Raw genomic sequence first — 12,283 nt, forward strand, 5'->3', positions numbered from 1 at the left:
GCTGGAGGTGTATTAGGTTTAAAGTTAAATCCTTCGAAGGTAAGACTTAAGCAGCGCCATTTTCTCGGCGCTTTCTTGATTTTTTGAAGAGTTGTCTATAAATTCCTTGACGAAGGCGGCAAATATCCCGACGAAAAGCCCAAGAAAGCCGGCAACGATGATCATTAGCTTGCGTTGTGGCTTCACCTTAAGCTCAGGTGGAACGGCGGGATCGACTACTTGGATGACCAGTCCCTCGCTTGCTTCGGCCATGACGGCGGCTTGGTATTGCTTCAGCAAAGTTTCGTATAAGGTCTCCTGAAACTTTAGATCACGAAGCTTACGTGCATACTCTATGCCTGCTTTGGGGATCTCTTTAAAGACGGGTATAGGATTTGGACCACCCCCAGCCTTAGCCTCAAGCTTTTTAAGCTCGCCTTTAAGCCCGGCCAGCTCTGCCTGCAATCGTTTAACCTGTGGATTTTGAACAGTTGCGTATGTTTTAGCCGCCTTTAATTCTACCTCCTTGACGGCTATCTGGGCCTGTATCCTTGCAATGGAATCCATCAATGCCTGTGTTTGAACATCTACGTTAAGAAGCCCTGACTCCATTTGATACTTTTGAAAATCTTCTTCTGCCTGTATTAAGTTGTGGTGTGCGCGTTTGAGTTGATTTTCCAGGAAAAGGCGTTGTTGAGATACTTGAGTTAACGCCAGGTCTTGAAGCAAGTCTTGAAGCACATCGACAATAGCGTTAGTCATATCTGCAGCCATGACTGGATCTTTATCCTCGATAGCAATTGTTATTAGACTTGTCTTCTCATCGACCTTAGCGCTTATTGCTTTGGAGAAGGCAGAACGTGCAGCATCTCTTTTTTCGGCATGATAGTAATCCATTAGGTTAAATTTATCAATTATACTGTCAACTACGGTGCGACTTTTTGTAATGCCCACAACTAAGTCAGCCGTTGTCTTTATGGCGCCGGACTGAATGGCCAATGTTCGAAACTCCGGGGGGATCATCGACAATATGCTAGCAGGAAGTTGCCCGGCAAGCGATTGTGGCGGCACAAGGTGAGTTTCTGCCCTATAAATAGGCGTCATTATAAACCCCAGTATCAAGGCAACCAAGCCCGCCAGAAAGGCTGTAGCGATTATCAACCTTTTATGCTTGACCAAGACCAATGCCAGGTCGAGCAGGTCTATTTCGTCTTCCTCATATGAAGCTTTGTATTGAGCTTCAGGTGCAGATGCTTGCCCTCCGGGAATCGACTTTTGGCCGTCCTGTTTCTGTTCATTTTCCAAAAAACTCACTCCTTTAACCGAAGCGATAAAATCTTCGTCGCACAACTTGATTTTAGTCGTTGCTATCTAAAGCATCTACGATTACAGCGGCACTTATAGCAGTCTTATATACAATGTCAATTAAATCACTTGTTCTTCGGAGGTCGGATACTACCTGGATTTTTTCAGGCACTATTATGGTATCGCCTCGTTCAAGGTACGACGGTTTTTTTAAGTGACCGACACGCACGGCGCTTCCGTCGGCCTTTAGTATATACACCTTGCCTCTGTCGGCATTGGTCCCGTAGCCGCCGGCTTTTTGGATGTAGTACTCATAAGTTGTGTAGGGCTCATACACAAAGGATGAAGGATTTAGCACGTTGCCGGCTACGTTAACCGTCTGAGCCTCGCGAGGTATGTGGAGGCGGTCGCCTTCCTCAAGCACGAGGTCATAAGGGGTCTTTTTAAGTAAAGTTGGTGGATCTTCAAGCCTAATGACCACACGACCTGTAGCCCTAGTCTGCCTTAATACGTCGAGCATCCTGCGCTTCTGCTGAGTTTCCATCTCGACTAACCGTGCATCCTCAGACGTTAACGAAGAGGCAACGCCAGCTGTGCTTGCGGTATAGAGCTCCCTTTCCAAACGTTGTACCATTTCGTTTATGCTTTGCTGCTGCGAGATGCGAACAGATTCTCTCGTAAATATGGCCCCCTGCAAGAAGGCACGGCTGGTGTATCCTCCGGCGCGCTCGATTAAATCGGACAAGGTCTCACCTTTCTTTATGGTATATGTCCCTGGGTATTTAACCTCGCCTGAAATCGTGACGGTTGCGTACAAATCCCATTCCGGTACGGCTCTGACGAATATGTAGTCGTTCATCTCAAGGGGAATGTCGTTTTTAGGGTCGCCTTTCATCGCTTTTTCCAGGTCAACCAGCAGGTGTTGAGTTACGGGACCCTGTTGTGTCACGGTCACCCTCGTTATTTCGGCCTGATTTGACGCCATGTAGCTAAGCCCGCCTGCTCTGCTTATAACTTCAGAAAGCCTTGTTATGCCCGGTTCTATGGCGTACTCACCTGGTGTTGCTACGGGTCCCGTTATGCGTGCTGTACTTGTGCTTCGAGCCACCGGGAAAAGCCTCACGATATCGCCGTCCTGTACGGCAAATTTCTGCATAAAATCTGCGCCTAAGGTGTCCAAATCGCCTTCGACGAGCGTAAGGTAGCGGCGGTCCTCGACTCGCATGATTTGCACGCGTCCCTTGAAGGACTGTCCCGTAAGGCCACCTGCCATGTCGATGAGATCTCCAAGTTTGATCCTTTCTTTGATTTCGTAAAGTCCCGGCCTTTTTACGTTACCCACCACACCAACAAGGGGGCCAACCTCGCCTATGAATATGACGTCTCCGGGCATGAGTCTTATATCGTTTGCGGTATCCCCTTTAAGGAGCATATCGTACATATCAAACGTAGTTATAACCTTGCCGTTTCTTCTGACCTCTATGTTGCGCATCGAGCCGGTATTGCTAGGCCCACCCGATACTAGCAACGCATTGACCAGCGTAGCAAGTGAGGATACCGTATAGGCTCCGGGCCTTCTGGCGTTGCCCACTACATACACTAATATCGTGCGAAGCTGACCCATGGTGACGTTTAGATCGAAGTTCGTATAGTAGCGGGAGTATTCCTTCTTTATCGCCTCCTGCAGTTGAGCGAAGGTCAAACCAGCCGCTCCAATGACACCGGCTTGAGGAAGGTTTAGGTTGCCGTCACGATCAACGGTAACGCTCCATTGCCCTTCTATCATGCCCCATATGGAGATGCGGATTTCGTCACCCGGACCAATAACATAATCCGGCCCCACGGGCACCGCCGTAACGGGCGCAAACGTCGAAGGGGCTTGCCTGAAAAAGTTGGTGCCAAAGCGGGGTAGCATTCGCATCACCTGGGATGCGGGGGTGTTTAAGAAAAGCTGGTCTAACTGAGCGTCTGAAAGCGCGCTGAAGGCCTCTGGCGTCATCTGTTCTCCTACTTCAACGGGAGCCTGTGTGGGGGCTTCAGCCGGAGTTTCTTCCTGGGGAGCCGTGGTTTCACCAGGCTGTACCGCTGGAGCTTCCTGCGCGGGTGCGGCGTTCTGCAATATGTTTTGAATATTTTGAAGGTTAGATGGCAATCCGGGAGATCCTTGCGCAGGCGCACTGCCAGGTGCTTGGACCGATCCTCCCGGTGCGCTTACGGAACCTTCTTGGGCCTGCGCTTCGAAGGCCATTGGCGAGGCGCACATAAACATGATAAAAACGAAGGACCAAATAAAAGCAAACTTCCACATCCTACGGTACATACGTATTTCCTCCCTCTTGCATCGAGTATTTCATCTCCTTGGCCATATTTTGACCTTGCTCTAGCCTATCGTATAAATTATTCACTAGTCTGTCAGGGTTAAGCTGTCCCCACATTAGCTCTGGATCTTTCCAGTGCCATGGCATTCTACCGGTATAGTATGGCCAACCGCCAGTCATTATTATATCCTGATTCCATATATAATCCGTGTCGGATCCAAAAAATATGTTTGTTGGTATTTCTAGTTCAACTCCGACGAAAGAATAATCCTTGCCTGCCCTCAACGTGTCGGCTCGTGTTACATAAAAACCAATTCCAACATCGTCCCAATGTCTCATCATCGACAATTTGAAGCCGCTATCATCATCGTCTACAAATTTACCGATCTCGGCCATGAGATCCAAATCGTAGCGAGATTCGTGATATCCAACTTGAAACAAAGCAGCTCCCATCCAGCCATCGTTTTCCAAGTCGATGTTCTCACATCCGTCATGATACAGACAGATAGGGTCATCTGCCAAGGATGCAAAGCCCTCGGGGTCTCGTTCGTGTACCAGCCCAAGCCTTATTCCTGTGAAATAACGACCATTATCGAAATAAGTACGTCTCCAGTAATTTCCGCCGAACCACAGAGCGTCAAGCCATCCGGCTTCGTAAAGCTCAAAAGTGTTCTTATCAATGCGCTCCATGTTGCTGAATACTGCCTGCCATATTCTTGTCTTTTCGTTGGTCCATGGTTCATACGCGAAGTCTTCTTCCTTGCCATGTCTTTTTATGGGGATGCGAATGTCAAAGACACCTCCCTGACCATGGGTGGAGTTCCATTCATAAGTCACGTCGACGCTCCAGCGAGCGTCATAATCTTCGTAGTCTGACCGCAAGATCCTTGGCTCGTAGGCAACGTAAGCCTTGTAAGTATGTTCGTCTTTATCCTGGGCAGTCAGATCAGTTTTGTAATTCCAAGTTTCGCCATTGTCTTCTTTCAAGGTCGGATTTGCCCAATAAGCCATTGCCTCTTGAGAGTATTCCTTTCTAAGCGCATTTAACCTCAATAGCGCGCAGTGTTCACCTGGAATTTCGACGTTGGTCACGGGTTTTCCCCGAACGCAGGCTCTTAGCACCAAAGTATTGGTATCCCAGGGTATCATATGCGAGGCCAGATACAGGACCCTTGCCATGGCTTCGGCTTCCGAGCTGTATCCAACATTTTCATAGCTTATTAATAAATTTTTACTTGCTTTGTCGGCTTTTACCTCTACATTCCTAACACCTAAACGGTTTGAAATGGCCACGGAAAGCTCGCTTACTAGATCTAGAATATCGACTTCTGTCCATGATTTTAGATTATCTAAAGGAGCATCTTGATAGGGCCGTTTCTTATTGCCAAAGATCGGGCGGTCATGCAAATCAAAGGGACGATAAATAGCAATGCACAACTCGTCCCCCCTTTGATAGCTCACGCTTACATCAGCCCAGGAAGTTTTAATGATGGCCCCGTAGTTGTAATCGGCTTCGACTTCTGTTATGGGGCGTTTCCCGCTAAATATGTCGTCGCTGTAGTCCATAGATCCGTATTCGCCCTTTAGTTCGAGCCAATCGTAGGGCTGCCACGATATCCCCCCAAAGACGCCCCCCATACGATCGGAGGCCCAGCCTCCCGTGAATGCAAATTGGCCTATATTATACGTACCAACCACATAATATGACTTGAAATGCTCTGTCGTGCTAATGTCCATGATGCCCGCCGCTATGGCTGGCCTGATGCCTTCCTGAGGCAAGAGAAGGTATTTGACGTCAAACTCATGGTCCTTATAACTGCCAAAACGAGGGTACTTTTCCAAGTTTAAGGGGGCATTAGTGACGTGCGTGATTCGAAAGTTGAGCTCAACGTTTGGAAGGTACCCCAATGCAAGGTAATATGTGATGTAAGGGTTTGCATCGGTGTAGCCGAACCTTCCTTGCCCGTCATCCAAGATTTCGGCGGTCGGGTACTCCCAAAGACCCGTAATGCCTCCATTTGATGGAGACATTGCGTAAATTTGCTGTTGAAAAAAAAGTTGAACTAGGATAAAAAAGGTAATGGCGGTCCAAAAAAAACCTTTAATATTTTTTCACCCCAATTTAGTAATAAGAACAGTTGAGAGTTAAAGCGTGTCGAGACTTTTACGTTGTATTGGTGTATAAAACTGCCAAATATATTATATTTATTAGTGTTCGAGGTCAAGTTACAAATGACGCTAAATTGAAGATTGGTGAGGTGCTGTCGTGAAGATCGCCTTTGACTGCTCTCCTCTAGTGAAGCAAAAAACAGGCATTGGATGGTATTGTTATCATTTGTTGGAAGAGTTTCTTAATATCTCAGAAGACGAATTTTCATTGTTTTCTTTTAGTCTAAAATCTAGGAAACCCGATCTACCGCTTGGGTGGAAAGAAAGGCCAAAAACGCATTATCATTTTTATGCTCCTTTGCCTAGGGTTTCTCTCTCACTCTTATCTAAGTGCTTTGGTGAGAAAGCTTCTCGACCACTGATGGCCGCGGCAGATGTGGCTCATTTTACCAATTTTACAGCCTTTCCAATTAGAGGAGCCAAGACAGTTTTGACCGTTCACGATCTAGCCTTTCTTCGATTCCCAAGAACAATAGAACTCAAAAACTATATTACATTAAAGGCTTGTCTGCGATTTTCTTTGGATATTGCAGACCGGGTTATCGTTCCGTCATTTAGCACTAAAAAAGATATAGTTGATTTTTATAAGTATCCTGAAGAAAAAATAGTAGTTATACCTCTCGGCGTGAATCATGATATTTATAGGCCTATAGCGGATATACATTCGTTAAATGCTTTCAAGCAAAAACATTCATTAGGACGATATATCTTATTTTTGGGAACGTTGGAGCCGAGAAAAAATGCGACTAAATTGCTCGATGCTTACTCGATCTTGTGTAAAAAGATGGGAGTGAAACAAGCACCGGATTTGATCTTTGGGGGAGGAAGGGGGTGGAAAAATAAAGCCTTTGAAGTGAAATATCAAAATCTCGACAAACCCATCAGAAACAAGATCCGCTTTCTGGGATATTTGCCTCAAGAAGAATTACCCCTCCTATATTCGGGAGCTGACGTTTTTGTCTTTCCTTCTCTCTGGGAGGGATTCGGTTTGCCTCCCCTTGAGGCTATGGCCTGTGGCGCACCTGTTGTAACTTCTAATGTATCTTCTCTACCTGAGGTCGTAGGAGATGCTGCTATTCTAGTAGACCCCAACTCCGCTGAGGAGATTGCTGATGCTATATATCAAATATTGATTGATGAACATTTAGCATTAAGATTGAAATCTGCGGGTTTAACACAAGCAGCAAAGTTTACGTGGAGTAATACAGCTCTGCAAACTTATCAAGTATACGAAAGCACGGTAAAGGGTTCATATGTTTGATTTAATTAAAACCCCTGTCCCGTCGCTATAGGAGGTTGCGTTTTTGTTTAGGGCATTTTTAGTGCTTTCTTCTGGTAGTGTTATTGGTAAACTCATTGGTTTTTTAAGGGAAATTCTAATGGCAGCACTTTTTGGCACGGGAACTTATGTGGCAGCCTATCGCGTTGCACAAACCGCTACGCTCATGCCGATAGAATTTTTTTTGACGAATAGCTTGGAAGCCGGTTTTGTCCCGCTATATGTCAGGTATGCTAAAGAAGATCCAAAAAGGGCTAGGGCTTTTTTAACCGTTACTGTGATGCTCTTTCTGTTGCTTGCAGGGATCATTTTCTTGTTTCTTTACTTGGGATCTTCTTGGTGGGTTAAGATCTTGGCTCCAGGGATGGATGATACAACCAAAGCCTTAACGGCTTCCATGCTTCACGTCATGGCATTGGCTGTTCCTTTATATATACTGGGAATGCTTATGGCCTATCTGGAAATGGCCCATGGTAGGTATTTGACTGTTTCTTTACGTTCTACCATACAAAGCGTTGGATTAATTTCTGGTTCACTACTTGCGATTTACTTTAAAAATCCCTTATTTTTAGCCTGGGGGTTTGTTTTTGCATATCTGTTTTACTTGTTGTGGCTTTTGAGTGGTTTGCGCAAGTTTGGATCGCTGCATTTTAGAACGGCTTTTTCTCAAAATGTTGCTAGAGATGTTTTTACCACTTTTTGGCGTTATGTTCGGCCTGTGCTAATAATTCCATTCTTGATCCAAGGCAATATAGCAGTTGAAAGGATTGTTGCATCTTTAATCGGAAGTGCAGCAATACCTGCTGTAGATTACGCTAAATTCATTACGGAAAGCGGTGTAATATTGATCGCAGCACCGTTGGGTATGGTTGGGCTATCTACTATGAGTGGTCTGGATTCAAACTTAGTGCGTCAAAAGGTCGGACAAATAGCTAATATTGTTTTGATCTTCATGATTCCAGTTTCTATATTTCTAGCTTGCAACAATATCGACATAGTTCATATACTATATGCCAGAGGAGCATTTGATCAAGAATCAGTGGAAGTAACTTCAAAGATATTACTAGGCTTTTCGATAGGCATGTGGGCTCAAGTGTTATCGTATTATTTTATAAGAGTGTTGAATTCGCAATTGCGCAATACAGAAGTGCTAATATATACTAGCATTTCAATATTGATTGATGTAGGAATAAAGCTATTATTTTATAAAAACTTAGGTCCTATGGTTTTGGGATTGGGCCTTAGTGTAAATTCTATTGTTTTATGCTTATTTATAACATATGCTTTAAATTTATATAAAGAGCTAAAGGACACTTTTTTATCACTAGCGGTAGGTTCTCTGTTTTACATTGTAGCATATATATTTATTAGTCAAAAGCTTACTGGACTTTCGCATATTGTTCATTTTATTACTATAACTAGTATATCTTGCTTATATTGGATATTTTATGTATTATTACAACCGCGCTTAAGAAAATATGTCTATTTGTTAATTGGAAATTTGCATAATTTATTATGATAAAGTGTGTTAGTTTTGGGGAGTGTTAATATAATGAATATATTTATTAATATTACCTATATCGGTTACTTGATTATTCCACTAGCATTTATCATATTGATATTTAAACCTAAGTATTTGATTACTCTGTTAATATCAGTATCAGTGCTGCATGCATCTTCTGTGTTAAATGGATCTATCAATAATTTTCAATATGGATTATCTCCATATTACTTTGTAGCTATATGTATGTTGTTAAGATTATTAATCATATTATTTAGTCACCGTAATTTACTGCTTATCAATTCCAATATGAAATATTTAACATACACACTTTTTGTATTTTGGATGTGGTCTGTGATATCTGCTTTTTTGTTACCATATCTGTTCCAAGGGGTGGAAGTATATAATCCTAGATTGGGACTTGATTTACAATATAAACATCATGCAACTCTTGAGTGGACTTTTAGTAATTTAGCGCAAGCAATTTACTTAACCTTGAACATGGCTGTTATAATATATGTTTTGCTTATTGATGAAAACCATTCTCTTTATTATGTTACAATTGGTATAAAATTAGCTATCATAATAGTGTGCTTTTTGGGCATATGGCAAGTATTGTCTTCATATTTGATTCTCAAATTTCCATATATTATATTTAATAATAATATTTCTTATTACCAAGGATATGATCAGTACATTGGGTCCATTCGGCGGCTTGTAAGTTCTTTTTCAGAACCATCATTTGCTGGAGCTTATTTGGCATCAATTGAAGTAGGTTTATTGTCAGTGTATTTAAAAAAATCGTTAAGTAAAAATAAACAAATTTTCTTACTTATATTATTGCTTGTAATATTTGATTTATTAATGTGGACATTTTCTACGACGGGTTATTTAAGCTTATTAATTGGAAATATTATATTGCTATTCAAATATAAACCCTTCCATAGCAGTCGTAAAAACATATACACTAAACAGTGGCTTAATTACTTCATTGGTGTTATTATTTTATTTGTTATTACTCTTTGCATTACAATATCCCATAAACATGTAAATATTAATGTTGACGATATTCATTCTGGCTATACTGTAAATGAAGGTAGTTTTTCTGTTATTGGCAAAATGTTTTCATCAGCTTTAATTAAAGATACAGAATCTGATTCTTTTGTCCATAGAACTGCTGCTGATATCTATGCATTAAAAATTTTCGTATCTACATATGGCCTAGGAGCTGGTTTGGGATCGAGTCGTTCTTCTAGTTTAATAACTACACTTTTAAGCACTATCGGAATAATAGGTGTTACATCATTCATTATGCTAATATATAGCGTTATTAGAGGAATAACAAAGATACATTGTGATAAGTATAGTAATATATGTAATTATACTTATTGGTCTCTCTTGACTTTGTTAATAGCTCATTGTACATCAATCCCTGATATTAGTTTTCCCCCCTTGTGGACACCTATAATTACTTATGTAACAATCGACAAATGCTGTTATCATAACACAATAAATCAAATTTTGAGGTGATGACTTTTTTGAATAAGATTTGTATAAATACTCGGGTGCTTTCCTCGTCTTTGTCAGGAGTTCAAAGATATACTTTAGAATTATTGGAAAGACTGCAAAGCGAATTACATCCCATTACACCTAAGAAACCTTTGCACGGAATTGCTGGCCACATTTGGGAACAGTTTGTCTTGCCTAGAAGATTAAGGGGGAATTTCCTTTTTAGTCCTTCCAACACAGGGCCACTAATGGTGGAGAGACAAGTTGTAACAATTCACGATATTACACCGTTAGATCACCCCGAGTGGCTGAATCCCAGGTTTGCAAGATGGTATCAATTTTTGATCCCTCGTTTGGTTCATAAGGCGCAAAAGGTCATTGCTGTATCTGAGTTTACAAAAAGTAGGATATGTGATATTGCGTCATTGAAGCCTAATAAGGTTGTTGTCATTTACAATGGCATCGATGAACGTTTTCGACCTAAATCTTTTGAGGAAATAGACCAAGTTAAGGATGCACTCGGAATTTCAGATTTTAGATATATTCTTACAGTGGCGACCATTGAGCCTCGAAAAAACATGCAGAGATTACTTGAGGCATGGAGCACTATATACTCGCGTTTGCCCCGGGACATTTGGTTAGTGGTGGCGGGAGCTAAAGGAAAGGATATAATTTTTAAAAACACTTCGCTTGATGAACTACCTCCAAAAGTGTGCATGCCCGGATATGTACCAGATGAATATCTTCCTACATTATATTCTGGGGCTATCGCATTAATATACGTATCTTTGTATGAAGGCTTTGGCCTTCCTCCCCTTGAGGCAATGGCCTGCGGCACGCCGGTGTTGACATCTAACGTGACATCTCTTCCAGAGGTGGTTGGCGATGCTGCGCTTATGGTGGATCCTTATGATGTAGATGCCATAGCTGAAGGCATTAAGCGCCTTATAGAAGACGACAATTTGCGAAAAGAGCTGTCGCAGAAGGGCCTTGTTCGTGCTAAGCTATTTAGTTGGGATAGAACTGCAGAAATTACTTGGAGCGTGCTCAAGGAAGCCGCTAACTTGTGATGATCTGTTTGGAGGGAACATACACATTGAGTAAAGTTGCCATCGTTCACGATTGGCTTGTCACGTATGCAGGAGCAGAACGGGTGCTAGAGGAGATCATAAATTGCTTCCCCGAGGCGGATCTTTTCGCCATTGTGGACTTTATTCCCAAGAATGAACGAAGCTTTTTAAAGGATAAGCCCGTGAAGACGTCTTTTATACAAAAACTTCCCTTTGCCAAAAAGAAATACAGGACTTACTTGCCTTTTATGCCATTGGCAGTGGAGCAGCTTGACCTTTCAGGCTACGATATAGTCATCTCAAGCTCACACGCCGTGGCAAAAGGCGTCATAACCGGGCCTGATCAGCTTCATATAAGCTATGTCCACTCTCCCATGCGGTATGCCTGGGATCTTCAGCATCAGTATTTAAAAGAGACGGGCCTTGACCGCGGCTTAAAGGGGTGGCTTGCAAAGAGAGAACTCCATAAGCTTCGGATGTGGGATTTGAGGACTGCTAACGGAGTCGATCATTTCCTCGCCAATTCCCGCTTCATCGCCAGGAGAATTTGGAAGGTATACCGCAGGGAAGCGACGGTAATATATCCTCCTGTCGACGTCAATTCCTTCACGCTCTGCGAACAAAAAGAGGACTTTTTCCTAACGGCATCACGCATGGTTCCCTACAAGAAGATCGACTTGATAGCAGAGGCATTTTCTCTCATGCCCGATAAACGCCTCTACATCATAGGTGACGGCCCGGATTTCGATAAGGTAAAATCTAAATCGGGGGCAAACGTCGAACTTTTGGGATATCAGCCCTTTGAGGTGCTTCGAAATTACATGCAGCGGGCCAAAGCCTTTGTCTTTGCAGCCGAGGAGGACTTTGGCATCGTGCCCGTAGAAGCACAAGCCTGCGGCACACCTGTCATTGCTTACGGAAAAGGCGGTGCGCTTGAGACTGTAACTGAAGGTGAGACAGGCCTATTTTTTGACGCTCAAACCACATCAAGCATCATTGAAGCGATACAGAGGTTTGAAGATATAAAGGACCGCTTTATTCCTGCAAAGATACGAGAAAAGTCTTTGCGTTTTTCAAGGGATCGCTTTAAAAGGGAGTTTATAAGCTTTGTTGATGAAGCTTGGGAGACGTTTAAGTCCCGATAAAGGTGGCT

At 42.8% G+C, this 12,283-nt stretch carries 8 protein-coding genes; 5 read left to right on the plus strand and 3 right to left on the minus strand.

Annotation, left to right across the window (positions count from 1 at the left end; all coding sequences use genetic code 11):
* Positions 1-24: 24 nt before the first annotated feature.
* The 3 genes from BUQ78_RS09390 to BUQ78_RS09400 are packed head-to-tail and all read right to left on the minus strand — an operon-like array spanning position 25 to position 5,633.
* On the minus strand, positions 25-1,284 hold the full coding sequence (locus tag BUQ78_RS09390) for a GumC family protein (RefSeq protein WP_074200034.1): 1,260 nt from the start codon (positions 1,282-1,284) through the stop codon (positions 25-27).
* A 52-nt stretch (positions 1,285-1,336) separates the two neighbouring features.
* Positions 1,337-3,604, minus strand: a complete 2,268-nt coding sequence (locus BUQ78_RS09395; protein WP_074200035.1) for an SLBB domain-containing protein — start codon at positions 3,602-3,604, stop codon at positions 1,337-1,339.
* Positions 3,594-5,633 (minus strand): YjbH domain-containing protein, encoded by a 2,040-nt coding sequence (locus BUQ78_RS09400; RefSeq protein ID WP_074200036.1) that lies wholly within the window; start codon positions 5,631-5,633, stop codon positions 3,594-3,596. Before BUQ78_RS09400 ends, BUQ78_RS09395 begins: the two co-directional genes overlap by 11 nt.
* 235 nt (positions 5,634-5,868) lie before the next feature.
* On the opposite strand from BUQ78_RS09400, the gene BUQ78_RS09405 reads away from it, so the two are divergent.
* From BUQ78_RS09405 to BUQ78_RS09425, 5 genes are all read left to right on the plus strand, one after another.
* Entirely contained in the window at positions 5,869-7,032 is a 1,164-nt protein-coding gene (locus BUQ78_RS09405; protein WP_074200037.1) for a glycosyltransferase family 4 protein, read from the plus strand.
* Positions 7,033-7,075: 43 nt separating this feature from the next.
* Entirely contained in the window at positions 7,076-8,569 is a 1,494-nt protein-coding gene (murJ, locus tag BUQ78_RS09410) for a murein biosynthesis integral membrane protein MurJ (RefSeq protein ID WP_074200038.1), read from the plus strand.
* A 33-nt stretch (positions 8,570-8,602) separates the two neighbouring features.
* Positions 8,603-10,081, plus strand: coding sequence for a hypothetical protein (locus BUQ78_RS09415; RefSeq protein WP_074200039.1), 1,479 nt, complete (start codon positions 8,603-8,605; stop codon positions 10,079-10,081).
* Positions 10,082-10,308: 227 nt separating this feature from the next.
* The gene (locus tag BUQ78_RS09420; protein WP_200779710.1) at positions 10,309-11,130 is read left to right on the plus strand and encodes a glycosyltransferase family 4 protein; all 822 of its coding nucleotides are present in this window, start codon (positions 10,309-10,311) and stop codon (positions 11,128-11,130) included.
* Positions 11,130-12,275, plus strand: a complete 1,146-nt coding sequence (locus tag BUQ78_RS09425; protein WP_074200041.1) for a glycosyltransferase family 4 protein — start codon at positions 11,130-11,132, stop codon at positions 12,273-12,275. The genes BUQ78_RS09420 and BUQ78_RS09425 overlap by 1 nt, the downstream gene beginning before the upstream one ends.
* Positions 12,276-12,283: the final 8 nt, after the last annotated feature.

The organism is Acetomicrobium flavidum, from assembly GCF_900129645.1.
Taxonomy (GTDB): Bacteria; Synergistota; Synergistia; order Synergistales; family Acetomicrobiaceae; genus Acetomicrobium; species Acetomicrobium flavidum.